This window comes from Micromonospora zingiberis, assembly GCF_004331455.1.
GTDB lineage: Bacteria > Actinomycetota > Actinomycetes > Mycobacteriales > Micromonosporaceae > Micromonospora > Micromonospora zingiberis.
Genome location: NZ_SJJR01000004.1, coordinates 63777 through 90628, shown reverse-complemented (window position 1 = coordinate 90628; position 26852 = coordinate 63777). Strand labels below are relative to the sequence as shown.

The window sequence follows — 26852 nt, the reverse complement described above, 5'->3', positions numbered from 1 at the left end:
CTACCGGCGGATTCGTCGACGTGGCCGGTCGGTTAACGTTCATACGCGAGTAGCTGCCAGTCGAAGTCCATGTTGGAGGCGTGGTGCCGGATATCCCCCTGACCGACGCACTGGCCGCGCTGATCCGGGACCTGCAACGTTCGACGTCCGGCGATGCCGACGACGGTGTCGACGTGGAGCTGAACCTGATCACCCGAGCGAATGACAGCGGCGTCACGTGGCATCTCGCGCCGGCCGAGAACGCCCACGCACATCGGATCCGGTTGACGGTATATCCATGGCGGCAGCCACGGCAGGAACTGGCGGTGCCCGGGCACCGGCAGCCCGGCGAGAATGTGCCCGGACGCACCGACCGGACCATACGTGGCGTGGACGAGACCCTGGTGGGCCTCGACCCGAGCCGTCTCGGCAGCGCACAGTTGCCGCCGATCGTCCGCCCCAAGCCCGGCGTGGACATCGACCGCGATGATCACTGACGACGCCGGCGGCAGCGCCGACGCCCTGGAACGGGCCAACGATCGCATTCGGGACGCGGCCAAGTGGCTGGTGGCCAGCGCCGCCGCGGTGGGTGCGGCGATGCTGGCCGGCAGTCAACTGTCGAGCATCGGCGAACTCCCGCTCGGCGTACCCGACTCCGTGGCGAACGCCCGGTTGTGGATCGCGGTTCTGGGCGCGGTCGCCGGACTCTCCGCAGTGGTGTACGCCATCTGGACCGCCGTACGGATTCTGCTCCCGAAGCTGGTGCTGATCAGCGACCTCGACCAGGCGTGGGCCCAACGACGATCCGACCTGGCGACCGTGGCCGACCTTTTCCGCCGCAACCCCAAGTATCTCCAGGGCTTCTCCACCCCGGCCGACGTCATCGGCGCCCGGGAGGAACTGATCGCCGCGCAGCGCGAGCCGTCGACCGACGACGACGTACGGACGCAGCTCGCCGCCGCGATCGCCGACCTCGACGAGCGGATCACCGCGATCGAGGACACCGCCACCCACGAGGCGCTCAAGCACCAGTTCACCCGGGCACTGCACAAACTGATGCTGGCCACCGCCGTCGCCGCCGTCGGCATCGTGGCCTTCGCCTGGGCCGCCAACCCGCCGGCCGTCCAGCCCACCGCCGACCTGCGCGGCGCCCGCCTTGTCGACGCGTACCTGCGCGACGCCGACCTACGCAACGCCAAGCTCGACCACGCCGACCTCACCAACGCCGACCTGACCGGCGCGGACCTGACCGGCGCCTCGATCAACGGAGTCGTCTGGCGGAACACCACCTGCCCCGACGGCACCAACAGCGACGACAACCGCCACACCTGCGCCGGCCACCTGTCGTGACCGGACTTGAGCCGCACGTCCAACGAGTGGTGAAGGTCCGCGGCCGGCTGCTGGGCTCCGGGTACGCCGTCGGGGAGGACCTGGTCCTGACCGCCGGTCATGTCGTGGGCGGACGCGGCGAACCGGCCTGGGTCTCCCGCAGCGACAGCCCCGTCGAACCGGAGCACCGGGCGACGGTGATCTGGCGGGGCGACGGCATCGACGCCGACGCGGCCCTGATCCGGTTGGACGTGCCGCGCTGGACCGCCGAACAGACCCACACCCGCTACGGCGAGCTGCGCGGACACCAGCCGGTGCCCTGCCTCAGCGTCGGCTACCCGTGGGTCCAGGTCAGCCACGACGGTCGCCGCCTCGACGAGCTTCCTGGTCAGGTCATGCCCAGCCTCGGCTTCGAGGACCACCGGTACGCGCTGGACTCCACCCGGATCGCGCCGAACCCACCACAACCGGAGCGGGACGCGACCGGCGCGGTGGTCCGCGACGCCAACGATGACGTCGTGCTGGAGCCGCACCCGCACAGCGGCTTCTCGGGCGCGCCGCTGCTGACCGCCGGTGACCGGCAACTCCTGCTGGGGGTCGTACTGGCGGTGCCGTCCCGGTACGGTCCGGGGCGACTCGACGCGGTACGGGTCACCCGGCTCCTCGCCGACCCGGCCTTCGCCGGCCTGGTCGGCACCTCGCTCGACCAGGTCGAACGGGAACCGCCGCAGCTGCTGCCGACCGGGATCATCGAGCACGCCGAGGCGCTCACCGAACTGGCCGACAACCTGCGCGAAGACCGGCTGCCGTACGTGTCGCCGGCCGACGGCCACGCCGCCACCCATCCGGTACGGCTGCTGGGGCGCCTCGACGAACTGGCCGGCCAGTCCGGTCTGCTCCTGGTCGGTCAGGCCGGCATCGGCAAGACCCGCACCTGCCTGGAGGTCGCCGGCCGCGCGGTCGACGCCGGCTGGGGCGTGCTGCACGTGCGCCCCGGTGAGCCGCTGGTCACCACCGAACAGCTCATCGAGGTGGTGACCAGCACCACCGACGAACGCCTGCTGATCATCATCGACTACCTGAACCTCAGCGGCCTGGACTATCCCGCGATCCGGCACCGGCTGCTGCCCGCCGCGCGGGCCCGCGGCATCCGCCTCGCTCTGCTCGGCTCGGCCCGCCCCGGCTGGTTCCACCAGAAGGACAACAGCACCCTCACCGAGGTGTTCCGGCCCGTCGAGCTACGACCCGACGACGAGCACCTCGACCGGATCCGTCACCAGATCGTCACCACCCTGGCACCACAGGCCCGGGCGATCCTCGGCGACGAACGGCTGTTGCAGCTGTGCGGCCGACGCCCGGTCATCGCGACCCTGATCGCCGCCGCCGCCGAGGCCCAGGCGGATCGGGGTCGACTGTCGGCGGCAACCGGCGACCTACGGCCGGAGAACCTCCTGGACTGGCTGGTCCGCCGGCTCAACGAGGACGACCTGCTGCACCACGCCGAACGGCTGGACGACGAGCGCGACCCCGACGTGCGGCTCCAGATCTACGCCGCGATCGCCGCCGCCACCCCCCAGCCCCGCCCGGCCCTGATCGCCTGCGGCAGCCGGGTCGAGCACAGCGACGAGTCGCGCGCCGAGCACCTGCTCGACGTCCTGCTCGCGATGGGCTGGATGATCTACACGCCGGACGGCCTGGCACCGGTCCACGACATCGTGGTCGACCAACTGCTCGAACACACCACCGTGCGGGCCGGACTCGACACGGTCCGCACCAAGGTCGCCGACCGGATCCTCGACGCCAGCCTAACCAGCGCCCGGACCATCGGCCGGTACGCCATGAACCTGGACCGGCTGCTGCGCGACATGGCACTCCAGCACCGCGACGGGCCGCTCGCCGCGCAGTGCACCGCCTGGCTGGCCGCCAACGCGACCACCGCCGGCGCGCTGCTGGCCAGCCAGCAGGACGAGGGTGCCTACGCCCTCGGCGCGGTGCTGGACAACTCCCCCTGGGCGCAGGCCCTGTTCCACCACTGGCCGCAACTCGGGGCCCCCTGGCTGACCGCACACGGCACGTCGCTGCCCGCGCGACACATCCTCTACAAGGGACTACGCACGGTCGCCACCGCACAGGCCGCGCCACTGATCGAGGTGGCCACCGCCTGGCTGACGCTGCACCGGACGGCAGTGGAGGCCAGCTTCGTCGTCGCAACCTTGTTGAATCGAAACGACCTGCTACCGGAGGATGCCCGCCACGGCATCGACGCCGCCCTGCACTGGCTCGACCAACACGGCACCCTCACCGAAGCCCAGTTCGTGGTGCATCCGCTGCTCGGACGTGACGACCTGACACCCCAGGACGCACCACCCGCGATCCAACACGCCCTGCAGTGGCTCGACCAACACGGCACCCTCGCCCAAGCCCGGTTCGTGCTGCATCCGCTGCTCGACCGTGACGACCTGACACCCCAGGACGCACCACCCGCGATCCAACACGCCCTGTACTGGCTCGACCAACACGGCACCTCCACCGAAAAGGCTCAGTTCGTGCTACGTCCGCTGCTCGAACGTCACGACCTGACACCCCAGGACGCACCACCCGCGATCCAACACGCCCTGCACTGGCTCGACCGACACGGCACCTCCACCGAAGCCCCGTTCGTGCTACGTCCGCTGCTCGACCGGGACGACCTACCACCCCAGGACACACCACCCGCCATCCAACACGCCCTGCACTGGCTCGACCAACACGGCACCTCCACCGAAGCCCCGTTCGTGCTACGTCCGCTGCTCGAACGTGACGACCTGACACCCCAGGACGCACCACCCGCGATCCAACACGCCCTGCACTGGCTCGACCAACACGGCACCTCCACCGAAGCCCCGTTCGTGCTACGTCCGCTGCTCGAACGAAGCGATATGGCGGAGGAGGCCGTGGCTCATGGCGTGGACGCCGCGCTAACCTGGCTTCGAGAACACGGCGATACGGCACACGCCGGGTTCGTCCTGCCACCATTGCTGGCCATACGCAAGCTGACCGACCTGCCGCAGTGGATGTCGCCGCTCGTGGACCGTTGGGCTAACCAACACCGTTCGACGCCGCACGTCGCCTTCGTCAGCAAGCAGCTCACTCGGCAAAGGGTGCTGACCGAGGTCACTGCCGATGTGGTGTTGGAGTGGGCCAGCGCGCACCCGGAGGATGTCGACATCCCTTGGCGCCTGACCGGCATCGCCAGAATTATCGGCCGCTATCCGCACCTGGGCGATCGGCTACTGCGGTCTGTCGAGGGCTACCTGGACGCCGTCGAGCACGAGACGGTCGAAGTGAACGGGCACGGTGAACTGGACGGCCTCATCCAGGCGCTCTGCCGGCGTCAGGCGCTGCGCTGCGGACTCGCCGGGGCCCGCCTCGACGACATCGTCCTGCGCTGGCTGGCCCATCCGGCCGCGCTAAACCCGAACTGTCCGAAGGGCTCTCAGTTCAGCGAGGCGGCGAGTCGCGCCCTCTCGCTGGTCTGGGCCGGGCGGTACGCCCACCAGGACGCGGTCGACGTGCTGGTCCGGCTACATCACTGGATTCCCCGGTGGCGCATTGCCGAACCGCATCTCGACCTGCGCGACACGGCGCTGCGGGACACGGCGGCGCTGCTCGCGGCGTTGACGGCCCCGCCGCAGGCGCAGCAATTGGTGGAATAGTCCGGGTGGCTCCGCTGTCGCTGGCATATTTTCGGACCATGCGCCGGTTGGCCCGACTTGCCGCACGGACGCCGGCCGACCGCGAGCGCTACCTCGATCTGCTCCGGGCCCTGGCGATCGTGCTGGTCGTCCTCGGCCACTGGATGATCGCGACGATCTACTACGACCAGCAGGGCCGACCCGACGGCCACTCGGCCCTGCCGGCGATGCCCTGGGCCTTTCCACTGACCTGGGCGGTCCAGGTCATGCCGGTGTTCTTCCTGGTCGGCGGGTACGCCAACGCCGCCTCCCTGGCGTCCCAGCGGAACCGGGGCGCGGACGCGATCGGTTGGCTGCTCGGCCGCAGCGCCCGGCTGTTGCGTCCGACCACCGCACTGGTGGTGGTGCTCGCCGGTAGCGCGGTGATCGCCCGGCTGGTCGGTGCCGAGCCGAGCCAGGTGCGTACGGTCGTCTGGTTCGCCACCATCCCGCTGTGGTTCCTCGCCGCCTACTTCGCGGTGGTGCCGCTGACCCCGGTCATGTACGCGCTGCACCGTCGCTTCGGCCTGGCCGTGCCGGCGGGCCTGGTGCTGCTGGTCGCCCTGGGCGACCTGGGCCGCGCGGTCGGCCCGGCCGAGTTGGCCCTGCCCAACTACCTGCTCGGCTGGTTGGCCATCCACCAACTCGGTTTCGCCTGGTACGACGCCCGCCGACGCAACTGCCACCCGGCCGACGGCGACCGGCCCGACGCCGACCGCGACCGGAGCCGACCAGCCGATGGACTCGCCCTGATCCGCACCCGGTGCCTGCCGATGTCCCGCCGGGCGGCGCTGCTGATGATGGCGGCGGGGCTGGGGGTCGCAGTGCTGCTGACCGGGCCCGGCCCGTACCCGGTGAGCATGATCAGCATGCCTGGTGAGCGGCTGGACAACGCCGCCCCGCCCAGCCTGGCGCTGCTCGCCGTGGCCACCGGCCAACTCGGGCTGATCCTGCTGCTGCGCGAGCGGGCCGAACGTTGGCTGCGCCGCAGCCGCCCGTGGAAGGCGGTGATCGGGGTCAACGCGGTCGTCCTCACCGCCTTCCTGTGGCACCTCAGCGCGGTGATCCTGCTGGTGGGCGCGCTGGACGCGCTCGGCGTGCTGCCCACCCCGGCGGCCGGCACCGCGGCCTGGTTCGGCTGGCGGCTGCCCTGGTTGCTGCTGCTGAGCCTGGTGTTGGCCGGGCTGGTCACGATCTTCGGCCCGATCGAGGCGGGTACCCGCCGGACGGGCGGGGCCGACCGGCCGCGGGGAGACGGCCGGTCGGGCCGCCGGTGGGCGACGGTCCGGGGCACGCTCGTCGTCGCCGGTTACGCCGCCATCGTGTACGCCATGGTGGCCAACAGCACCACCGCGAAGACCGCGCCCGAGATGCTCGGGCTGCCCGCCGACGCCCTGGTGGCGTACCTGGCCGGGGCGGGCACCCTGCGGCTGCTCAGGTCTGGGTGGGGAAGCCGAGGTTGACCCCACCGTGGCGGGGATCCAGCCAACGGCTGGTGACCACCTTGCCCCGGGTGAAAAAGGCGACGCCGTCGGCGCCGTGCGCGTGCAGGTCACCGAAGAGGGACGACTTCCAGCCGCCGAACGAGTAGTACGCCATCGGCACCGGGATCGGCACGTTGACGCCGACCATGCCGACCTCCACCTCGTGCTGGTAGCGCCGGGCCGCGCCACCGTCGTTGGTGAAGATCGCCGTGCCGTTGCCGTACGGGCTGGCGTTGACCAGCGCCACGGCCTCGTCGTACGAGCCGACCCGCAGTACCGACAGCACCGGCCCGAAGATCTCGTCCGTGTAGATCGACATCTCGGGGGTGACGTGGTCGAACAGGGTCGGGCCGAGCCAGTAGCCGTCCGGGTCGCCGTCCGGGGTCACCTCGCGGCCGTCGACCACCGGCACCGCCCCGGCGGCCACCCCGGCCTCGACGTACGACCGCACCCGGTCCGCGTGCGCGGCGGTGACCAGCGGACCCATGTCGCAGCCGCGCCGCCCGTCCCCGGTGCGCAGCCCGGTCATCCGCTGCGCGATCCGGGCCACCAGGTCGTCGGCGACCGGTTCCACCGCCACCAGCGCGGAGATCGCCATGCACCGCTCCCCCGCCGAGCCGAACCCGGCGTTGACCGCCGCGTCGGCGGCCAGGTCCAGGTCGGCGTCGGGCAGCACCACCATGTGGTTCTTCGCCCCGCCGAGCGCCTGCACCCGCTTGCCGGCCATGCTGCCGCGTTGGTAGACGTACCGGGCGACCGGGGTGGAGCCGACGAACGACACCGCCTTGACCGCCGGGTGCTCCAGCAGCGCGTCGACCGCCTCCTTGTCGCCGTTGACCACGTTCAGGACCCCGTCGGGCAGGCCGGCCTCGGCGAACCACTCGGCCAGCAACAGGGCCGCGCTCGGGTCCTTCTCGCTCGGCTTGAGCACCACGGCGTTGCCGGCGGCCACCGCCACCGGCACGAACCACAGCGGCACCATCACCGGGAAGTTGAACGGGCTGATCACCGCGACCACCCCGAGGGGCTGGCGCAGGCTGTACGAGTCGACCTCGGTGGAGACGTTCTCGCTGAAGCCGCCGCGCAGCGCGGCGGGGATGCCGCAGGCGTACTCGATGACCTCCAGCCCGCGCTGCACCTCGCCGGCGGCGTCGGCGAGCACCTTGCCGTGCTCGGCGGTGATCACCTCGGCGAGCTGGTCACGGCGGGCGTGCACCAGCTCACGGAAGGCGAACAGCACCGCGGTCCGTTTCGCCAGCGACGCGTCCCGCCAGCTACGTGCCGCCCGCTCGGCGGCCTCCACGGCGACCGCGACGTCGGCGGCGGAGGCCAGCTCCACCTCGCCGGTACGCCGACCGGTGGCCGGGTCGAAGACGTCACCACGTCGCGTCGAACTGCCGCCGACCCGCTTGCCGTCGACGAAGTGCCCGATGAGGTGCACGCCTCGCCGAGCCGACTCGCTGCCCGCGCTCACGCGGTCACCGCCTCGGCGACGCAGGAACGGATCGCGTCGACCAGGACGGCCAGGCCCTCGCGGGCCTCCTCCTCGGTGAGGGTCAGCGGCGGTCCCATCCGCAGCACGTTGCCGTAGAGCCCGCCCTTGCCGGTCAACAGCCCGCCCTCCCTGCACGCCTCGAAGACCCGGGTGGTCAGTCCCGGGTCCGGCTCGCCGGTGCCGGGCTGCACGAACTCGACTCCGAGCATCAGACCCTTGCCGCGCACCTCGGCGACCCGGTCCAGGTCGGCCACGGCGGCGCGCAGCCCGTCGCCGAGGATCGCACCGACCCGGGCGGCGTTGGCCTGGAGGTCGTGGTCGAGCAGATAGTCCAGGACGGCGTTGCCGGCCGCGGTGGACAGCGGGTTGCCGCCGAAGGTGGAGAAGCTGATGCCGGAGACCGACTCCATCACCTCGGCCCGGCCGACCACCCCGGCCAGCGCGTAGCCGTTGCCGATGCCCTTGGCGAAGGTGAGCAGGTCCGGGGTGACGCCGTGCGCCTGGTAGCCCCAGAAGTGTTCGCCGGTACGCCCCCAGCCGGTCTGCACCTCGTCGGAGACGAGCAGGATGCCGTGCTCGTCGAGGACCTTCTTCCAGGCGGCGAAGAGGCCGTCCGGCCCGTGCACGAAGCCGCCGACGCCCTGGATCGGCTCGGCCAGCAGGCAGGACACGTCCCCGCTGGTCTGGGTGGCGATCACCTCCCGCAGGTCCTCCACCGCCGCGTCGATCCGGTCGGCCTCGGGCAGCCGGGCCAGCAGGCCGCGCAGCCGCTCGCCGGAGTGCAGCCAGGCGACCTGGAGCGGGTTGAGCTGGCTGGTCGACCAGCCCCGGTTTCCGGTCACGCCCATCGTCGCGTACGACCGGCCGTGGTAGCTGTTGCGGACCGCGAGGATCTGGTGCGAGCGGCGGTAGTTGGTGGCGACCAGCAGCGCGGCCTCGTTGGCCTCGGTGCCGGAGTTGGTGAAGAAGACCCGGGCGTCGGGGATGCCGGAGAGCCGGGCGATCTTCTCGGCCAGCTCGACCTGCTGACGGATCAGGTAGAGCGTCGAGGTGTGCACGAGCCCGGTGGAGAGCTGCCGCTGCACCGCCTCCCGAACCTCGGCGATGTCGTAGCCGAGCATGTTCGTCAGCACCCCGCCGAAGAAGTCCAGGTAGGTGCGGCCCTGGGCGTCGGTGACCCGACGGCCTTCGCCGGAGACGAGTTCGATCGGCTCGGCGTAGTAGAGCGGCATCCAGGACGGGAGCACGGCCCGATGCCGGGCCAGCAGGTCGTCGGAGGTCATCGTCGCACCCTTCGGTTCGCGGTAACCGCACGCTTTCACCACCGTCGTTGGCTGGACAAGTGTCAACGTGTCGCGCGAGGCCCCGCACCCCCTGACAGAACGTCAACGCAATCCGTGGGCCGTTCCCTGCTGCCGCCGCACTTTCGGTCGGGGCACCGACCTCCGGTCCGCGTTTTTCGTTGCCGCTGCGATGACCCGTTGCGACCCGTACCCCTGCGCCGGCCGGTACGATCCGACCCGTGCCCGAGCGTCCCGCCCCGCCGCCCGGGACCGCCGACCCGGCCCGGACGGTGCGGGCGACGTCGACAGCCGGCGGCACGGCCCCGACCGTGCCCCTGCCGAGCGCCACACCGACCGGTGACGGCGTGATCGTCGACGGCATCTCCGGTTGGATCGGCAGCGCCCCGCTACGCACGCTGGTCGCCCGCTTCGGCGGCCGATGGCCGGCCGGCGACCTCGGCGCGGTGCTCGCCGGGCTGGACGACTTCTCCGCCCGGTGCTGGGATTTCCGGGCCGGCCGGGAACGGCCCGAAGCCCGGGAACCGGACCTCGACCCGCCCACCGCCGAGTTGGTGCGCACCGCCGCCGACACGCTCGGCCTGGTCCGCTCCCGACCACCGCACCGCCCCCGGTACGCCCACCTGGTGGTGCTGGGCGGTCTGGCGCACGCCTGCCTGCGCCGGGTGGCGTACGCCGCGCACCTGCTGCGTACCGGTGTCGGGGTCGGCGGTGAGGTGGCGGTGCTGGGCAGCTTCCGCCCGCTGTCCGAGGTGGAACGGCAGACCCTGGCCGACGTCGGGGTGACCGGCTGCGACACGGAGGTCGACGCGCTGGACGCGGCGGTACGCCACACCTTCGCCGTGTCCGCGCCGGCGGCCGACGACGGTCTGGACGCCGGTCATCCGCACCATTCCTGGTCGTCACGGACCTACCGGCCCGCCGGCACCCCGCCGGTGCGGGTGTTGGCCGCCCCGTCGAGCGAGCCGCAGCGCCGCCGCGCCCACACCGCCGACACCCAGCGTTTCTGGGCCGAACACGCGCAACTCGCCCGGCACGACGAGGTCCTGCTGGTCACCGCACCGATCTACGTGCCGTTCCAGCACTGCGACGCGCTGCGCACCCTCGCCGTGCCGTACCGCTGCGAGATCGACACGGTCGGCGTCGACCCCACGCTGGCCGACCTGACCCGGTTGCCCGAGCCGACCCTCACCCCGGGCCGCTACCTACAGGAGATCCGCTCGGCGATCCGCTCCATGCGCGCCCTGCACACCACCCTCGCCGATGATGAGCGAGCCGGGCCGAGTTCTCGGCCAACTTCATGATCGACGGGTGGGTGGTCAGGCGGGAGAGGTGGTGCGGACGGCTTCGGCGAAGACCTCGGAGCGGTGCTCGAAGTTGCGGAAGCGGCCGTAACTCGGGGCGGCCGGGGAGAGCAGGACCACGCCGCCGGCCGGCGTGAGCTGGCGGGCCAACTGCACGGCGTCGGTCAGGTCCTCGACCAGTTCGGTACGCACCTTCGGCAGGCCACCGAGCACCTCGACGATGCGCGGGCCGCTGTCCGGAATGCCGATCACGGTGAGTTCCCGCTCGGCCAGGTGCTCGCGCAGCGGGGTGTAGTCGACGCCCCGGTCGTTGCCGCCGACGATCACGGTCAACGGCCGCCCGTCGTACGCGTCGATGGCGTGGATGGCCGCGTACGGGCTGGTGGCCAGGGTGTCGTCGACGAAGGTCAGCCCGGACGGGTCGGGAATCTCGGTCAGCCGGTGGGCCAACCCCTGGAACTCGGCCACCGCCAGCGCCAGGGTGTCTTTACGGTCGACCACGTCCACGCCGAGCGCGTCGAGCACCGCCAGGGCCACGCAGAGGTTGCCCTCGTTGTGCCGCCCGACCAGCGGCAACACCGCCCGGGGGAACAGCGGCCGGTCGACCAGGTGGAACCACGGCGTACCGTCCGGTCCGCCGGCCACGTTCACCGAGTCCGCCGTGCCGGCGCGAACCGCCGCCCGGTCCCCCAACTCGAAGGCCAGCCGTGGGTCCGCACCGTTGACCACGACGGTGCGTGGCCCGTACGCGAGCAGGTTGAGCTTGTCGCGGTAGTACTCCCGCTCGCCGCCGTGCGCGTCGAGGTGCTCGGGGAACAACGCGGTGACCACCGCCACCCGGGGCGAGTCGGTCAGGTCGCTGCACTGGTAGCTGGACAGCTCCAGCACGTACAGCTCCGCCTCCGGCAGGTCCAGCGTCGGTACGCCGATGTTGCCGCCGAAGACGTTGGGCCGGTCCACCGCCGCCAACAGGTGACTGATCAGACTGGACGTGGTGCTCTTGCCCTTGCTGCCGGTCACCCCGACGGTGCGCTCGCCGTGGTCGGCCATCCACAACGCGGTGCCCTGGGTGATCGTGGCGCCCCGGCGGCGTAGCTCCACCAGCCACGGGTGGGTCTGCGGCACGCCCGGCGAGCGGACCACCACGTCGGCGGCGGCCAGCCGGTCGAAGCCGGCCTCGCCGGTGACCAGCGGGGCGGCCTCCGCCAGCGGCCCCTCCCAGGGCAGGGTGAGGAAGTTCGCGCTGTCGTCCACCGCGACCAGGTCCGCCGGCCCGTGTGCGGCGATCGCGATCACCGCGGCCCGGCCCTCCCGGCCGGCCCCCCAGACGGCGACGGTACGTCCGCGCAGGTCAGACAGGCGCACAGCTTCTCCTCGGATGCGACGGCGGCAGGGCAGCAACATGGTCCGGCGGAGCCGGGCACGGCCGGACGAACCAGGGCCTAGTATGGCGTGTGCCCAACACGCAGCTGGCGCGGATGGACGCCTTCACCTTCCCGTCCTACTCGATCGACCTCTCCACCGGCGAGGCGTTGTTCGACTACGCCCTGACCGGCCCCGACGGCGAGCAACGGTTCACCGAGGTGATCACGTTGCCGGTGCCCGAGGAGTCACCGTCGGACGCGGCCGTGGCCGCCCTCGGCCGGGTGCTGGAGCTGCTGCACGTGGTGGCTGGGGTCAGCTACTACAAGGCCGCCGCGCCGGGGCAGCTGGTGCTGCCGGCCCCGCTCGGTCCGGCCGCCGCCGAGTTCGTCACCGCCGTCTACACCAAGGGCCTGGCCGAGTACGCCTACCGCAACCAACTGCCGTACGTGTTGGAGCTGACTCCGCGCATCCCGGACGGTCGGGTGCAGCCGGCCGCCGAGTACGACAACTCCGACCGGCGCCCGTTGTCGGCGGTCGGCGGCGGCAAGGACTCGATCGTCAGCCTGGAGGCGTTGCGCCGTGCCGGCCTCGACCCGGTGCCCTTCTCGGTCAACCCGAACCACGTGATCAACGCGGTGAACGCCGCGTCCGGGCTCACCCCGCTCGCCGCCCGGCGCCGCCTCGACCCGGTGCTGTTCGAGCTGAACGCGGCCGGCGCCCGGAACGGACACATCCCGGTCACCGCGATCAACTCGCTGATCGCGGTCGCCACCGCGGTACTGCACGGGCTGGGCCCGGTGGTGATGTCCAACGAGCGTTCGGCGTCCGACCCGAACCTGATCTGGAACGGTCACGAGATCAACCACCAGTGGTCCAAGGGGGTGGAGGCCGAGGGGCTGCTGCGGGCGGCCCTGGCCGAGCACGCCGGGCTGGCCGAGCCGTACTTCTCCCTGCTGCGTCCGCTGTCGGAGCTGCACATCGCCCGACTGTTCGCCACCATCGACCGCTACGACGACGTGGTGACCAGCTGCAACGCGGCGTTCAAGCTGCGCGACGCCAGCGAGCGCTGGTGCCGCGACTGCCCCAAGTGCCGGTTCGTCTTCCTGGCGCTGGCCCCGTTCATGTCCCGCGAGCGGATCACCCACATCTTCGGCGGTGACCTGCTGGCCGACGCCACGCAGATTCCGGGCTACCGGGAGCTGCTCGGCGTGGACGGGCACAAGCCGTTCGAGTGCGTCGGCGAGGTCGAGGAGTCGGTGGTGGCGCTCAGCCTCCTCGCCCAGCAACCGGAGTGGCGGGACGCCCCGGTGGTGACCGCCCTGGTCGCCGCCGTCCCCGACACCGCCTGGACCACCGCCGCCGCCTCCGACGCCTTCACCCCCAGCGGCGCCCTGTCCTACGTCCCCCCCACCTACACCAAGGCCCTGCACTCCCTTACCACGTAACCCCACCTCCCTGTGGGGTGGAGCTGACCGTCGCCGGTCAGGGAGTGCGGATGGCGTCGAGGGCGAGCAGGGCGACGTGCAGGGAGAGGCAGGCGTCGACGGAGTCCAGGTCGACGTCGAGGATCCGGCCGATGCGGGCCAGCCGCTCGTAGAACGCCGGTCGGGACAGGTGTGCCGCGCCGGCCGCCGCCGATTTGTTCCGGCCCTGTTCCAGGTACGCGCGCAGGGTGCCGAGCAGTTGTTCGCGCGGATGCCGGGCGTCGTACGCCAGCAGGGCGCCCAGCTCGCGTTCGACGAACGTCTGCAGGCGCGGCTCGTCACGCAGCAGGTGCAGCAGTCCGGCGAGCCCGACGTGCGGCAGCCGGAAGATCGGTAGGTCCCGGCGGTCCCGCCGGGCCGCCTCGGCGACCTGCCGGGCCTCGATCAGCGAGCGGCCCGCCTCCCGCAGGCTGCCGACTCCGGAACCGGCCGCGATGATCAGTGCGCCGGGTGTCGAGCCACGGGTGCGGCGCAGCGCGGCGGCGAAGGCGCCCAGCGCCCGCTCCTCCCCCGCCGGGTCGGCGAGCGCCAGCAGGACGCCGACGGCCTGGTCGTCGACGGCGCTGGTCAGGCCGGTCAGGTTCGCCTCGCGCAGCGCCTGGCCCACCGTCTCGGCGAGGTCGCGCAGCCGGGCCGCGCCGGCACCCGCCAGCCCAGGTTCGGCTCCGGAAGCGGGCTCCCCGGCCGGGCTGTGCTCCCCGCCGACGTCGTCGCCACGGTGCCGGACCACCACCCCGACCAGGTGCCGGCGGTCCAGCATCAGCCCCAACGCCCGGGCCCGCAGGGCCACCTCGTCCACCGGGCGGGAGCGGTCCAGCAGCGCGGTGAGCAGGGTGCGGTGGATCTGCCGTTCCAGCCCCTCGGCGTCGCGCCGGATCAGCCGGCCCAACGCCAGGGTCGAGGCGGCCCGCTCCACCAGGATGGTCAGCCGGGTCGGTGGCGCGGGCACGGCGCCCACCCGGGCCGACGCATCACCGTGCGGCGGGGCGCCACCGTCGGTGCCGCTCAGGGTGTCCCCGGTGGGCCAGCGCAGCAGCAGCCGTCCCCAGTCCTCACCCCGGGCGCCGACCATCGTCACCAGCCAGCCGCTGTCCGGGTCGTACGCCGTACGCCCGCCCGGCCGGATCCGCCGCGAGTGCTGCTCCCAGCCGTCCAGGAGCAGTTCGGCGTTCTCCCCGGCCGGATCGTAGGCGAGGACCTGGCGGGACAGGTTCTCCAGCACCACCGGGCAACCGGACAGCTCGGCGGCCCACCGGACCACCTCGTCGGGTTCGGCGCCCTCCACGGACAGCTCGGTGAACCGCTGGTGGATCTCCTCGGTGGCGCGTAGCTCGGTGAGCTGGGCGTCCACGATCAGGGCGTGCACCGCCTCGGTGATCCGTACGAACGGGGTGGCCCGGCGCAGCTCCACCAGCGGCAGGCCGTGCCGCTGGGCGGCGGCGGCCATCACCCTCGGTACTCCGGTGAGGTAGCGGCGGCCCAGTTCGACCACCAGTCCGGAGACGCCCACACCGGCCAGGTCGCCGATGAAGGCCCGCAGCCCGGCGTCGTCGCCGGGCAGCCCGATACCGGTGGTCAGCACCAGTTCACCACCGCCGAGCAGGGTGGCGATGTCCGGTACCTCGGCGGCGTGCACCCAGCGAACCGGCCGGTCCAGCCCCGCCTCCCCGGCGACCAGGCGCGGGGCGCCGTGGCGGACCGGATCCAGCGCGAGGACCTCACGGACGGTGGGGAACACGCGCGACACGCTACCGTCCGTGACCCTGCTTCCGGTAACCGCCGGTCAGCTCAGCGTCGGGTCGTCACGGCCCAGTTCCCAGCAGGCGACGGCGGTGGCGGCGGCGACGTTGAGCGAGTCGACGCCACGGCGCATCGGGATCACCACCCGCACGTCACTGGCCGCCATCGCCGCCGGGGTCAGCCCGGCGCCCTCGGCGCCGAGCAGCAGTGCGGCCCGGGACCGCTGGGCCGGCGTCAACCGCTGGATGGGCACCGCGTCCGGCGCCGGGGTCATCGCGAGCACGGTGAAGCCGGCATCGCGTACGTCGGCCAGCGCCGCCGGCCACGGATCCAGTTTGGCGTACGGCACGGCGAACACCTCGCCCATGCTGACCCGTACGCTGCGCCGGTAGAGCGGGTCGGCGCAGGACGGCGAGAGCAGCACCGCGTCCACCCCGAGGGCGGCGACCGCCCGGAAAATCGCGCCCAGGTTGGTGTGGTTGTTGACGTCCTCCAGGATGACCACCCGGCGGGCGGTGGCCAGCACCTCGGCGGCGCTCGGCAGTGGCTGGCGCCGGAACGAGGCGAGCACTCCCCGGTGCACGTGGAAGCCGGTGGCCTCGCGCAGCACGTCGGGGGTGGCCGCGTACACCGGGGTGTCACCGGTGTCCAGGTCGGCGAGCTGGTCGACCCGCTTGGCGTCGACCAGGTACGACCGGGCCGGGTAGCCGGCCCGCAGTGCCCGGCGCAGCACCAACTCCCCTTCGGCGATGAACAGCCCGTGCGGCGGCTCCCAGCGGGTGCGCAGCTCCACGTCGGTCAGGGCGCGGTAGTCGGCGATCCGCTCGTCGTCGGGGTCGGTGATCAGGTGGACGGGCACCCGCCGATTCTGCCCGATTCGGGGATCATGGCCGCGCGGCCCCGGGCGGGGCCGGCCCGCGCTTCACAACTACACTCGCAGCGCGATAGTGTTCTGTCACAATGAGCGCTTGGGGAAGGTTGGCGTGGGCGAGAGCGATGCTTCAGCCGAATGGGTCCGGGTCGGCGAACGCATCCGCGTCGCCCGCGAGGCCGCCAAGCTGAGCGTTCGGGAACTCGCCCGCCGCGTCGAGGTGTCGTCCAGCCACGTCTCCCAGGTCGAGCGGGGCCTGGCCTCGTTCAGCGTCCGGGCGCTCTACAACGTGGTGAGTGTTCTCGGCATCTCGATGGACAGCCTCTTCGAGGACGTGCCCTCGGTCGCCGGCAGCCCGGCGGCGAGCACCGCCGCGGACCCGGCGCCGCCGACGCCGGACGGGCCGCTGGACGACGGGGGCATCGTGCTGCGTCGGGCGGCCCGCCCCACCATCGCGCTGACCGGCGGCACCCGCTGGGAACGGTTGACCCCGAAGCCCGAGGTGAACGCGGAGTTCATCGAGGTGGTCTACCCCCCGAACCCGCAGGCCGTGCCGCCGCCGAAGGACTACATCCGGCACTCCAGCCGGGAGTACGGCATCGTGGTCCAGGGCTCCCTGACGGTTCAGGTGGGCTTCGACCAGACCGTGCTGCACGCCGGTGACTCCATCGCCTTCGACTCGCACATCCCGCATCGCTTCTGGAACGCCACCGCCGAGGAGGTGCGGGCGATCTGGTTCATTCGGGACGACCCGCGCGGCGGCGGCGAGAGCAACCACGCGCACGACTGAGCACGGCGCGCCGCTGGTCGCGCTGGGCGCAGCCCGCCGCCGGCCACTTTTTCCCTGACCGGGCCGACCCGCGTCCGCACCCCTGATGCGTGACGGCTGACGTCCTGCCCGATTCATCCCACCGACTGCCTCTCTGTGTCCACTGGTAGTGAACGAGTAGTCGGCAATATCGGGATATGACCGGCTACGCTAGCTGCCGACACAGCCCGGTGCGCAGTCTCATGTAACGGCTTTGTAACCTTCGCCACCTCTCACTTCCTAGGTGCTTGCTCTGAATTTACGCTCCCTCCACGCCGCTCTGTGAGAGAGAGCACTCCGGATGGCGACAGCCATCACCGGCCGCGAAGAGGGAGACCATGACCGCTGACCAGACCACGCCCGAGGCACCGGGTCCGGTCGTCATCGAGGCCGAGTCGATCGTCAAACGATTCGGCGGGGCCACGGCGGTGGACGACGTGAGCATCGCCGTCCGGTCGGGGGAGATCCACGGGCTCGTCGGCGAGAACGGGGCCGGCAAGTCGACCCTGATGCGGATCCTCGCCGGGATCCTCACCCCGGACCAGGGTGAGGTACGCGTCGACGGTCGACCGCTCACCGGCGGCACCCGGGCCGCGCTCGACGCGGGCATCGCCCTGGTCCACCAGGAACTCAGCCTGGTACCGGAGTTGACCACCGCCGAGAACATCATGCTCGGGGCCTTCCCCACCCGGCTCGGCTTCACCAACGCCCGGCAGCTGCGCGGTGTCGCCGCGACGGCGCTGCGGGAGATCGGCGTCTCCGTCGACCTGGACGAACGGGTCGGCCGCCTCTCCGTCGCGCTGCGCCAGTTCGTCGAGATCGCCCGCGCGGTGGCCCGCAAGCCGCGGGTGCTCATCCTGGACGAGCCGACCGCGACGCTGACCCCCGCCGAGACCGACTACCTGCTGACGATGTTGCAGCGGCTCGCCGAGGGCGGGCTCGCCATCATCTACATCTCGCACCGCATCCCGGAGATCTTCCGGATCTGCGACCGGGTCACCGTGCTGCGGGACGGGCAACTCATCGGCACCACGCCGATCCGCGCGACGACGCCGGCCGCGCTGGTCGACCAGATGGTCGGCCGGGAGTACAAGCTCGATCTCCAGATCCGCCGGGAGAGCACGCCCGGTGAGGTGGTCCTGGCCGCCCGGGGCGTACGGGCGCACCGCGTCCACGGCGTCGACCTCGACGTCCGGGCCGGTGAGATCGTCGGACTCGGCGGCCTGGTCGGTGCCGGCCGCACCGAGCTGGTGCGAGCCATGATCGGCGCGGACATCCGTACGGCGGGCCGGGTCACGGTCACCGCACACGGCCGGACCAGGTCGATCTCCAGCTACCAGTCGGCGGTACGCAACGGCGTCGCCTACGTTCCGGAGGAACGCCGCACCGACGGCCTGGCGCTGACCATGTCCGTCGCCGAGAACATCGCCCTGCCGAACCGTCGCCGGCTGGCGACCGGCGGGGTGCTTCGCCGGTCGCGGGTCAGTGCCTTCGCCCAGCGGCTCGCCGACAGCGTCGGACTGCGTCCACCGGACATCCGCAAGGACGCCGGCGACTACAGCGGCGGCAACCAGCAGAAGATCGTCATCGCGAAGTGGCTGGGCCGTAACCCGAAGGTCATCGTCCTCGACGAACCCACCCGCGGGGTGGACGTCGGCGCCAAGGCGGAGATCCACCGGCTGATCCGTGAGCTGGCCGACCAGGGCACCGCCGTGCTCGTGGTCAGCTCCGACCTGCCCGAGTTGCTGGAACTGTCGGACGTGATCCACGTGATCCGGGACGGCCGGATCGCCGGCACGCTGTCCGGCCCCGAGGCCGATGAGCGGTCCGTCATGTCACTGGCGGCCGGCGGCGGAATGGTGGGTAAGGCATGAAGCGCGGTACGCGGCCCTCCGGCGCCCAGACCCTGCAGTGGGTCTCCGAACGGGGCATCTTCTTCTTCACGGCGGCGCTTGTCGCCTTCGCCGCCCTGTTCATCGACAACTTCGTGTCGATCGTCAACATCACCGACGTCTTCCACCGCGCGGCACCGATCGGGATCGTCGCGGTCGGGATGACCTTCGTGGTGATCAGCGGAAACTATCTCGACCTGTCGGTCGTCGCCCAGGTGGCCACCGCCGCCGTGGTGCTGATCGCGGTGAGCAACTCCGCCGGCCTCGGGTTGGCGGTACTCGCCGCCCTGGCGATCGCGCTGCTGTACGGCGTGGTCAACGGGGTGGCCGTCGGTTACCTGCGGGCCAACGCCGTGATCGTCACGCTCTCCACCACCTTCGTCGGCCTGGGCATCCTGCGCTGGCTCTCCGGTGGCAGCATCTTCTTCGGTCCGCCCGACGGGCCGATCCGGGCGCTCGGTCAGGTCAAGGTCGTCGGGCTGCCGTTGTCCGCGCTGGTGCTCGTGGTGATGACCGCCGCCCTGGCGTTCCTGCTCGGCCGGACCAACTTCGGCTTCCTGATCCGCTCCTTCGGCTCGAACCGGACCGCGACCAGACTCGCCGGGGTCGACACCTCCCGCGTCGTGGTCGGCGCCTTCCTGATCACCTCGCTCTCCGCCATGGTGGCGGGCTTCGTACTCGCCGCGTTCTCCAACACCGCCGTCTCCACCATGGCGCAGGGGTTCGACTTCGGCGCGCTGGCAGCGATCATCATCGGCGGCACCAGCGTCTTCGGTGGCAAGGGCAGCGTCCTGCGGACCCTGCTGGGCGTCATCTTCGTCAGCGTCCTGACGAACATCCTCGTGCTGTCGAAGATCGGGTTCGGCTGGCAGCAGATGGCCATCGGCGCGCTGATCGTGCTCGCCGTTTCCGTGGACACCCTGGCGCGGAAGGCGGCCCGGCGATGAACAGCACCCCCACCCTGAGTCTCGGCCCGGCCACCACCGACCGGTCGGCCCGGCTGCGGGCCGCACTGGCTCGTCGTACCGAATGGCGGGGTCTCGCCCTGCTCGCCGTGGTGGTGGTCGCCACCCTCAGCTTCGAACCGCTGGTCTTCACCGCCTATCCGGTGACCCTGGGCCGGGTCGCCCTCATCGGCCTGGTCGCGCTCGGGCTCACCGCCGTGATCCTCATGGGTGAGCTGGACCTGAGCGTCGCCAGCACCCTCGCCGTGGCCGGTGTGGTCATGGCGAGCATCCCGAACGTCGCCCTCGGCATCGTGGTCGCGCTCTGCGCCGGGCTCCTGATCGGGCTCGTCAACGCGTTCTTCGTCGTCAAGGTCGGCATCAACTCGTTCATCGCCACCCTCGGCATGCTCTTCGTGCTGCGCGGCCTGGCCTTCGTCCTCTCCGGCGAGAAGCCGGTACGGATGGCGGACATCGAGGCCGGCATCGCCTTCGGCGCACCGATCATCGGCCCGATCACCCCCCGGGTCCTGATCTTCGTCCTGGTCTTCATCGGTCTACAGATCTTCGTGACCAAGGTCCGGGCCGGCCGCGAGTTCTACGCCGTCGGCGGGAACCGCCAGGCGGCCCGCGACGCCGGGATCCCGGTGTCCCGACGCCTCGTCACCGGCTTCATGCTCTCCGGCTTCGTCGCGGCTCTCGCCGGAGTCATCAACACCATGGAACGGACCGCCGCGGACCCCACCGCCGGGTCGACCGTCCTGCTGGCCAGCATCGCCGCCGCCATCATCGGCGGGGTCGCGCTGACCGGCGGTCGCGGCTCCATCGTCGGCACGCTCGTCGGAGCGTTGTCGCTCGGAATCATCGAAGTCGGACTGACCCTCTCCGGGGTCCAGGTCGACGTGCAGCAGATCTTCATCGGCGGCGTACTCCTGCTCGCCGTCATCACCGATCCCGCCAGCTTCCGCGCGGTCGTGGGGAACGCCCGGTCGTTCCTGTCCGGCCGGCGCGGCGAGACCCCAGCGTGAATCCACCACCCCCACCCCCAGCGGTGGCAGGTACAGAAAAGGGGAAAGACATGATCCTCCGTACTCGTGGGACCCTGGCGGCCACCGGGCTGCTGGTCGCCACCGGAATGCTGCTCGCCGGATGCGGGTCCGGCGCCGCCAGCGACGGCTCCGACGGTTACACCGTCTACGCCCTGCTCCCGCAGGGCAACGACCAGCCGTACGGCACCACCTACCTGCCGCCCATGCAGGAGGCCGCGGCGAAGGCCGGCATCAAGCTGACCATCACCAACTCGCAGTACGACGCGGACAAGCAGGCCAGCGAGTGTGAGGTCGCGGTGGCCGCCCGCCCGGACCTGATCATCCTGTGGCCGGCCGTCGCGGACACCGTCCGGCCCTGCCTGGAGGCGGCCAAGGCCGCCGACATCCCGGTCACGGTGACCAACTCCGACGTGATCCCGGCGGACAAGAGCCTGATCAAGGCGTACTCCGGTCCGGACACCTACGGCCAGGGCGCCGCCTCGGCCGAGATCATGTGCGAGCTCGCCGACGGCAAGCCGACCGGCATCCTGATGGTCAACGGCCTCACCGGCAACACCACCGCGATCAACCGTCGCCAGGGCTTCCTGGACACCATCCAGAAGAACTGCCCGAACGTCACGGTGCTGGCCGAGCAGCCGGGCAACTGGAACAAGGACACCTCGCAGACCGTCACCAGCGAGATGCTGACCTCGGTCGGCGCGGCCAAGGTGCAGGGCATCTACGCGGCCGACGACACCATGGTCGCCGGCGCGATCGACGCGCTCAAGGCCCAGGGCATCGACCCGAAGCCGCTGCTGATCACCTCGATCGGCAACACCAAGCTGGGCAACCCGTTGATCAAGTCCGGTGAGCTGGACGGCACCATCTTCCAGTCCTCGTCCTGGGACGGGCAGAACGCCGTCGTGGTGGCCGAGAAGGTGCTCAAGGGCGAGTCGGTCGACGAGAACCTCTTCATGCCCTCGGTCAAGGTGACCGCCGCCAACGCCGACAGCCCCGAGGTCGCGCCCGAGTGGTGAGTGCAGGTCGCAACGGTTCACCGGGTTCCGGGGGACGCTCCGGCAACGCCGGGGCCCGGTGGACCGCCGGTTCCCCATCGAGAGAAGGCACCATGACGCTGACGCAGGACCCACCGCCGCTCGTTCCCGCACTGGACTTCGCCAACCGGGCGATTCCCGCCCCCGGGCACATGTCCGTCGACTACGAGGCTCGGGTCGACTTCGACCGGCTCCGGGAGTACCGGCTGGGTCGCGCGCTGGGCGCGCTGGAGACCAGCGGCTGCGGGGCGTTCCTCCTGTTCGACTTCTACAACATCCGGTACACCACGCAGACCTGGATCGGCGGCGCGCTCGGCGACAAGATGTCCCGGTACGCCCTGCTCACCCGGGACGCAAAGCCGTACCTGTGGGATTTCGGCTCGGCCGCCAAGCACCACAAGCTCTACGCGCCCTGGCTGGAACAGGACCGCTGTCGGGCCGGCATGCTCGGCCTGCGGGGGGCGATCAGCCCGGAGGTGGGGCTGATGAAGGAGGCGGTCGCCACCATCAAGGGTCTGCTGATCGACGCGGGGGTGGCCGACGAGCCGATCGGGGTGGACATCGTCGAGCCGGCGTTCCTCTTCGAGATGCAGGCCCAGGGGCTGCGGGTGGTCGACATCCAGCAGCACATGCTCGACGCGCGGTCGATCAAGTCGGTGGACGAGATCATGCTGCTGAGTCAGGCCGCCGCCATGGTCGACGGCGTCTACCAGGAGATCGTGGACGTGCTGCGCCCCGGCATCCGGGAGAACGAGATCGTCGCGCTGGCCAGCAAGCGGCTCTACGAGTTGGGCTCCGACCAGGTCGAGGCGATCAACGCGGTCTCCGGTGAGCGCTGCAACCCGCACCCGCACAACTTCACCGACCGCATCATCCGCCCGGGCGACCAGGCGTTCTTCGACATCATCCACTCGTTCAACGGGTACCGCACCTGCTACTACCGGACCTTCTCGGTGGGCTGGGCGACCGCACCGCAGCGCGACGCGTACTTCCGGGCCCGGGAATGGATGGACGCCGCGATCGACAAGGTCGCCGACGGGGTGGGTACCGACGAGGTCGCCCGGTTGTGGCCGCGCGCGACCGAACTCGGGTTCGCCAACGAGATGGACGCCTTCGGTCTCCAGTTCGGCCACGGTCTCGGCCTGGGGCTGCACGAGCGGCCGATCATCTCCCGGCTGAACAGCCTGACCAACCCGGTCGAGATCAAGGCCGGGATGGTCTTCGCGCTGGAGACCTACTGCCCGGCCAGCGACGGGGTCTCCGCCGCGCGGATCGAGGAGGAGGTCGTGGTGACCGCCCGCGGTGCCGAGGTGCTCACCCGCTTCCCCGCCCAGCAGTTGTTCGTCGCCAACGAGTACTGACCAGCCTGGTCCACTTTCGAAGGGAAACAGCAGTAATGGACACGACCCGTCTCGCAGGTAAGCACATTCTGGTCACCGGCGCCGCCCAGGGCATGGGCGCGGCGGTCGCCCGGCACTACGCGGCCCAGGGCGCCAAGGTCTGTCTCGGTGACGTCAACGTCGACGGTGCGGCCGAGGTGGCCGAGGAGATCCGCGCCGCCGGTGGGGTGGCCACCCACGTACGGCTCGACGTCACCAGCGAGGCCGACGCGACCGCCGCCGTGGCGCACACGGTCGAGGAGTTCGGCAGCATCAACGTGCTGCTGAACAACGCGGGCATCAACAAGCCGCTGTTCTTCCTGGACATCACCCGGGAGAACTGGCAGCGCATCATGGACGTCAACGCCTGGGGCACGCTGAACTGCATGCAGGCCGCCGCGCGGCAGATGAAGGCGCAGGGCCGGCAGGACTACCCGTACAAGATCATCAACGTCGGGTCGATCCTGTCCCGGGAGGTCTTCGACGACGTGGTGGTCTACTCGGCCAGCAAGCACGCGGTACTGGCCATGATCAAGGGCGGGGCCAAGTCGCTCATCGAGCACAACATCACCGTCAACGGGTACGGCCCCGGCGTGGTCCGGACCGAGCTGTGGGAGCAGTTGGACCGCGACCTGGTCGCGATCGGCAAGTTCGACAAGCTCGGCGAGTCGATGGACACCCTGGCCGAGAACATGATCCTGATGAAGCGCTACTCCTACCCGGAGGACGTGGTCGGCACCGCCGCCTTCCTGGCCAGCTCGGACAGCGACTACATGACCGGCCAGCTCATCATGATCGACGGCGGCATGGTCATCCAGTGAGCCCGACACGCACGAGTGGTGCCGGCGGGCCGCTGCCGGAGCTGGGCTCCGGGCTGCTCGTCGGCGGCGAGTGGCAGGACACCGCCGACCGGATCGAGGTGTGGAATCCGGCCACGGGCGAGGTGCTGTCCACGGTGGCCGACGCCAGTGCCGACGAGGCGCTGGCGGCGGTCGGCGCGGCGTACGACGCCTTTCCCGCCTGGGCGGGCACCGCCCCGCGCGAGCGGGCGGAGATCCTGCGCCGGGCGTACGAGCTGATGACCGCCGAGGCCGAAACGGGCGCCCGGCTGATCGCGCTGGAGAACGGCAAAGCCTGGCGGGACGCGGTCGGCGAGGTCAGCTACGCGGCCGAGTTCTTCCGCTGGTTCTCCGAGGAGGCGTGCCGGATCGCCGGTGACTTCCGGTACGCACCGGGCCGGGACAAGACGATCGTGGTGGACCACCGCCCGATGGGCGTGGCGTACCTGATCACGCCCTGGAACTTCCCGGCGGCGATGGCCACCCGCAAGCTCGCCCCGGCGCTCGCGGCGGGTTGCACCACCGTGCTGAAGCCGGCCGCCGAGACACCGCTCACCGCACTCTGGGTCGCCGACCTGCTGCACCGGGCGGGTGCCCCGGCCGGCGTGGTCAACGTGGTCACGACCGCGAGGGCGGGCGAGGTGTCCACGGCGGTGCTCGCCGACCCCCGGGTGGCCACCCTCTCGTTCACCGGCTCCACTCCGGTCGGCAAGATCCTGCTGGCGCAGACCGCCAAGCGGGTGCTGCCCTCCTCGATGGAACTGGGCGGTAACGCCCCGTTCCTGGTGCTGGAAGGGGCGGACGTGTCCCGGGCGGTCGCCGGGGCGATGGTGGCGAAGCTGCGCAACGGCGGCTCGGCCTGCACCGCCGCGAACCGGTTCTACGTGCACGAGTCACTGGTCGAGGCGTTCACCGAGCGGTTCCAGGCGGCCCTGGCGGCGGTCCGGGTCGGGCCCGGCATCGACCCGGCGACCGACCTGGGCGCGATGGTCAGCGTCAAGGAACGCGACAAGATCCTCGCGTTGGTCGACCAGGCCGAGGCGGAGGGGGCCGAGGCGGTCGAGGTCGGCGCGGCGCCGCCGGGCGGGGCGTTCGTCGCGCCGCGCGTCGTCCGCAACGTCGAGCACGGCTCGGTGCTCACCCGGACCGAGATCTTCGGGCCGGTGGCACCGATCGTCAGCGTGACCGACGAGGCCGAGGCGATCCGGATGGCCAACGACACCGAGTACGGCCTGATCTCCTACGTCTACGCCCGCGACCACGGTGCGGGCATCCGGGTGGCGCGGCAGTTGGAGTCGGGCATGGTGGCGGTGAACCGGGGCGTCGCCTCCGATCCGGCGGCCCCGTTCGGCGGGATGAAGGAGTCGGGCCTGGGACGGGAGGGCGGCTTCGCCGGGATACACGAGTTCCTGGAGACCCAGTACCTCGCCGTCGACCTCTGAGCCACGCTCCTGCTCCGGCGCTGCCAGCGGTGGCGCCGGAGCCGGCGCCGGCAACGGTCAGCGCCAGGGGCGGCAGCGGTCAGCGCCAGGGGCGGCAGCGGTCAGCGCCGGCCGGCGGCAGCGGTCACGGCGCTCGGGGCGGCAGCGGTCACGGCGCCGAAGGCGCGAACAACTCCGGATGCCGGACCAGTTCCTGTCGGGTCCGGCGGATGTGGCCGGCGAGGTACCGTTCGGTGTCGATCCGGTCCCGCCGACGGATCGCGTCGAGCAGCAACCGGTGCTCGGCATTGATGATCCAGCGCTCGCCCTGACCGCGGTACAGCATGAACGCCCGCCGGTAGTACTGCGTCGAGTTCCACAGCGTCACCACTGTGGCCAGCAGCGTGTCGATCGGGCAGGCGGAGTAGGTGAGCAGGTGGAACTCCCGGTCCAGGGTGACGAAGCCGGTGACGTCGTCGTTCGCCTCGATCTGCTCCTGGATCTCGGTCAGCCGGTCGACCGTGCTGTCGGGCAGGTCGGCGAGGCTCTCGTGGAGGGCGAGCGGTTCGAGTCGCTCGCGCATCCGGTAGAGCACCTCGACCTCGCGCATGGTCCGCAGCGGCACCCGGGCACCCCGGTTGGCCTGTGACTCGGTGAGACCCTCCGCCTCCAGGATGCGCAGTGCCTCTCGGACCGGCAGCCGGCTCGCCCCGAGTCGCTCGGCGATCTCCTCCTGGTAGAGGCGGGTGCCGGGCGGGATCTGCCCGGCCAGGATCGCCTCGCGCAGCTCGGCCGCGATCCGTTGGCTGGCCACCGAGGACTGCGGCCCGGCCGTGGGATCCGGGCCGGACGGCGGGGTGCTCACGTCTGCTACCTCCAGCGGCCAAGCGGATTTCGGTCGTACGCGCGGCCATCAGGGTACGAGACCAGCTCGAACTGCATGCCCCACGGCGCGAGGAAGTAGACCCACCGTTGTCCCTCGTTGGCGCCCCGGCTGGCGGTCGGCTCGCCGAGTACGCGTACGCCGTGGGCGCGTAGGTGGGCCACGGCCGCGTCCAGGTCGTCCACGTAGATCGCCACGTGGTGACCGCCGATGTCGCTGTTGCGGGGCGGGACCGTGCGCTGGTCCGGGGCCGAGTAGTGGAAGACCTCGAAGACGGTGTGGCCACCGAGCCGGAAGAAGCTGTTACGCACCATCACCGCCCGGGGGTGGACGTCGAGGTGCTCGGCCATCCAGTCGGAGTCGTCGGAGCGGAACGGGCCGAGCGAGTAGAGGTATTCCATCCCGAGTACGTCGACGAGGAACCGGGTGGCCTCGTCGAGGTCCGGGACGGTGAACCCGACATGGTCGAACCGACGTACTCCGGGCAACCCCACAACTCCCCCTTTGGATCCAGACGGGCCAATTATGCCCGCAATTC

At 71.2% G+C, this 26852-nt stretch carries 21 protein-coding genes; 14 read left to right on the top strand and 7 right to left on the bottom strand.

Going from position 1 to position 26852, the window contains the following annotated elements; genetic code table 11:
- Positions 1 to 83 precede the first annotated feature (83 nt).
- From E0H26_RS08070 to E0H26_RS08055, 4 genes are read left to right on the top strand one after another with little or no spacing between them, the layout of a single operon-like run.
- Positions 84 to 476: a hypothetical protein gene (locus E0H26_RS08070; protein WP_131302774.1), complete on the top strand. Its 393-nt coding sequence runs from the start codon at positions 84 to 86 to the stop codon at positions 474 to 476.
- Complete coding sequence (locus E0H26_RS29765; RefSeq protein WP_240742061.1) at positions 466 to 1329, top strand: pentapeptide repeat-containing protein; 864 nt, start codon at positions 466 to 468, stop codon at positions 1327 to 1329. The genes E0H26_RS08070 and E0H26_RS29765 overlap by 11 nt, the downstream gene beginning before the upstream one ends.
- A complete protein-coding gene (locus tag E0H26_RS08060) occupies positions 1326 to 5003 on the top strand; it encodes a trypsin-like serine peptidase (protein ID WP_131302772.1) in 3678 nt (1225 codons plus the stop codon). Before E0H26_RS29765 ends, E0H26_RS08060 begins: the two co-directional genes overlap by 4 nt.
- 38 nt (positions 5004 to 5041) lie before the next feature.
- Entirely contained in the window at positions 5042 to 6484 is a 1443-nt protein-coding gene (locus E0H26_RS08055; RefSeq protein WP_131303181.1) for an acyltransferase family protein, read from the top strand.
- Here E0H26_RS08055 and E0H26_RS08050 read toward each other — a convergent pair.
- Both E0H26_RS08050 and E0H26_RS08045 read right to left on the bottom strand, forming a co-directional pair.
- Positions 6456 to 7946 (bottom strand): CoA-acylating methylmalonate-semialdehyde dehydrogenase, encoded by a 1491-nt coding sequence (locus E0H26_RS08050; protein WP_131303180.1) that lies wholly within the window; start codon positions 7944 to 7946, stop codon positions 6456 to 6458. The genes E0H26_RS08055 and E0H26_RS08050 overlap by 29 nt on opposite strands.
- Before the next feature lie 29 nt (positions 7947 to 7975).
- A complete protein-coding gene (locus E0H26_RS08045; protein ID WP_131302770.1) occupies positions 7976 to 9283 on the bottom strand; it encodes an aspartate aminotransferase family protein in 1308 nt (435 codons plus the stop codon).
- Between the two features lie 239 nt (positions 9284 to 9522).
- On the opposite strand from E0H26_RS08045, the gene E0H26_RS08040 reads away from it, so the two are divergent.
- Positions 9523 to 10605, top strand: coding sequence for a hypothetical protein (locus E0H26_RS08040; protein ID WP_240742060.1), 1083 nt, complete (start codon positions 9523 to 9525; stop codon positions 10603 to 10605).
- A gap of 15 nt (positions 10606 to 10620) precedes the next feature.
- Here E0H26_RS08040 and murD read toward each other — a convergent pair whose 3' ends face one another.
- On the bottom strand, positions 10621 to 11970 hold the full coding sequence (gene murD, locus E0H26_RS08035; RefSeq protein ID WP_131302768.1) for a UDP-N-acetylmuramoyl-L-alanine--D-glutamate ligase: 1350 nt from the start codon (positions 11968 to 11970) through the stop codon (positions 10621 to 10623).
- An 89-nt stretch (positions 11971 to 12059) separates the two neighbouring features.
- Here murD and E0H26_RS08030 point away from each other — a divergent pair, with 89 nt between their 5' ends.
- Positions 12060 to 13415: a MurL-like N-terminal domain-containing gene (locus tag E0H26_RS08030; protein WP_131302766.1), complete on the top strand. Its 1356-nt coding sequence runs from the start codon at positions 12060 to 12062 to the stop codon at positions 13413 to 13415.
- Positions 13416 to 13452: 37 nt separating this feature from the next.
- Here the strand turns inward: E0H26_RS08030 and E0H26_RS08025 are convergent, their stop codons facing one another.
- Positions 13453 to 15192, bottom strand: coding sequence for a PucR family transcriptional regulator (locus E0H26_RS08025; RefSeq protein WP_476703376.1), 1740 nt, complete (start codon positions 15190 to 15192; stop codon positions 13453 to 13455).
- Positions 15193 to 15237: 45 nt separating this feature from the next.
- Positions 15238 to 16071, bottom strand: a complete 834-nt coding sequence (locus E0H26_RS08020) for a TrmH family RNA methyltransferase (protein WP_240742085.1) — start codon at positions 16069 to 16071, stop codon at positions 15238 to 15240.
- Positions 16072 to 16177: 106 nt separating this feature from the next.
- On the opposite strand from E0H26_RS08020, the gene E0H26_RS08015 reads away from it, so the two are divergent.
- The 8 genes from E0H26_RS08015 (at position 16178) to E0H26_RS07980 (ending at position 25452) form a co-directional block, all read left to right on the top strand.
- On the top strand, positions 16178 to 16855 hold the full coding sequence (locus tag E0H26_RS08015) for a helix-turn-helix domain-containing protein (protein ID WP_206024944.1): 678 nt from the start codon (positions 16178 to 16180) through the stop codon (positions 16853 to 16855).
- A 356-nt stretch (positions 16856 to 17211) separates the two neighbouring features.
- Entirely contained in the window at positions 17212 to 18747 is a 1536-nt protein-coding gene (locus E0H26_RS08010) for a sugar ABC transporter ATP-binding protein (protein ID WP_131302758.1), read from the top strand.
- Positions 18744 to 19712, top strand: a complete 969-nt coding sequence (locus E0H26_RS08005) for an ABC transporter permease (protein ID WP_131302755.1) — start codon at positions 18744 to 18746, stop codon at positions 19710 to 19712. Before E0H26_RS08010 ends, E0H26_RS08005 begins: the two co-directional genes overlap by 4 nt.
- Positions 19709 to 20737 carry an ABC transporter permease gene (locus E0H26_RS08000; protein WP_131302753.1) on the top strand — a complete coding sequence of 343 codons (1029 nt, stop codon included), beginning with the start codon at positions 19709 to 19711 and terminating at the stop codon, positions 20735 to 20737. The genes E0H26_RS08005 and E0H26_RS08000 overlap by 4 nt, the downstream gene beginning before the upstream one ends.
- A gap of 50 nt (positions 20738 to 20787) precedes the next feature.
- Positions 20788 to 21774, top strand: coding sequence for a sugar ABC transporter substrate-binding protein (locus E0H26_RS07995; protein ID WP_131302751.1), 987 nt, complete (start codon positions 20788 to 20790; stop codon positions 21772 to 21774).
- Positions 21775 to 21866: 92 nt separating this feature from the next.
- A complete protein-coding gene (locus E0H26_RS07990) occupies positions 21867 to 23153 on the top strand; it encodes a M24 family metallopeptidase (protein WP_131302749.1) in 1287 nt (428 codons plus the stop codon).
- 35 nt (positions 23154 to 23188) lie between these two features.
- Positions 23189 to 23992 carry an SDR family NAD(P)-dependent oxidoreductase gene (locus E0H26_RS07985; protein WP_131302747.1) on the top strand — a complete coding sequence of 268 codons (804 nt, stop codon included), beginning with the start codon at positions 23189 to 23191 and terminating at the stop codon, positions 23990 to 23992.
- Entirely contained in the window at positions 23989 to 25452 is a 1464-nt protein-coding gene (locus tag E0H26_RS07980) for an NAD-dependent succinate-semialdehyde dehydrogenase (protein ID WP_240742059.1), read from the top strand. Before E0H26_RS07985 ends, E0H26_RS07980 begins: the two co-directional genes overlap by 4 nt.
- Before the next feature lie 148 nt (positions 25453 to 25600).
- On the opposite strand, the gene E0H26_RS07975 is transcribed toward E0H26_RS07980, so the two are convergent.
- Together E0H26_RS07975 and E0H26_RS07970 are read right to left on the bottom strand one after the other, a co-directional pair.
- Positions 25601 to 26296: a GntR family transcriptional regulator gene (locus E0H26_RS07975; RefSeq protein WP_131302745.1), complete on the bottom strand. Its 696-nt coding sequence runs from the start codon at positions 26294 to 26296 to the stop codon at positions 25601 to 25603.
- A gap of 5 nt (positions 26297 to 26301) precedes the next feature.
- On the bottom strand, positions 26302 to 26808 hold the full coding sequence (locus E0H26_RS07970) for a VOC family protein (protein ID WP_131302743.1): 507 nt from the start codon (positions 26806 to 26808) through the stop codon (positions 26302 to 26304).
- Positions 26809 to 26852: the final 44 nt, after the last annotated feature.

Excerpts from the sequence above, each read along its gene's own strand:
- E0H26_RS29765 (WP_240742061.1), top strand. The coding sequence starts at position 466 with ATGATCACTGACGACGCCGGCGGCAGCGCCGACGCCCTGGAACGGGCC.
- E0H26_RS08005 (WP_131302755.1), top strand. The coding sequence starts at position 18,744 with ATGAAGCGCGGTACGCGGCCCTCCGGCGCCCAGACCCTGCAGTGGGTC.
- E0H26_RS08045 (WP_131302770.1), bottom strand. The coding sequence starts at position 9,283 with ATGACCTCCGACGACCTGCTGGCCCGGCATCGGGCCGTGCTCCCGTCC.
- E0H26_RS08000 (WP_131302753.1), top strand. The coding sequence starts at position 19,709 with ATGAACAGCACCCCCACCCTGAGTCTCGGCCCGGCCACCACCGACCGG.
- E0H26_RS07985 (WP_131302747.1), top strand. The coding sequence starts at position 23,189 with ATGGACACGACCCGTCTCGCAGGTAAGCACATTCTGGTCACCGGCGCC.
- E0H26_RS07990 (WP_131302749.1), top strand. The coding sequence starts at position 21,867 with ATGACGCTGACGCAGGACCCACCGCCGCTCGTTCCCGCACTGGACTTC.
- E0H26_RS08055 (WP_131303181.1), top strand. The coding sequence starts at position 5,042 with ATGCGCCGGTTGGCCCGACTTGCCGCACGGACGCCGGCCGACCGCGAG.
- E0H26_RS07995 (WP_131302751.1), top strand. The coding sequence starts at position 20,788 with ATGATCCTCCGTACTCGTGGGACCCTGGCGGCCACCGGGCTGCTGGTC.
- E0H26_RS08010 (WP_131302758.1), top strand. The coding sequence starts at position 17,212 with ATGACCGCTGACCAGACCACGCCCGAGGCACCGGGTCCGGTCGTCATC.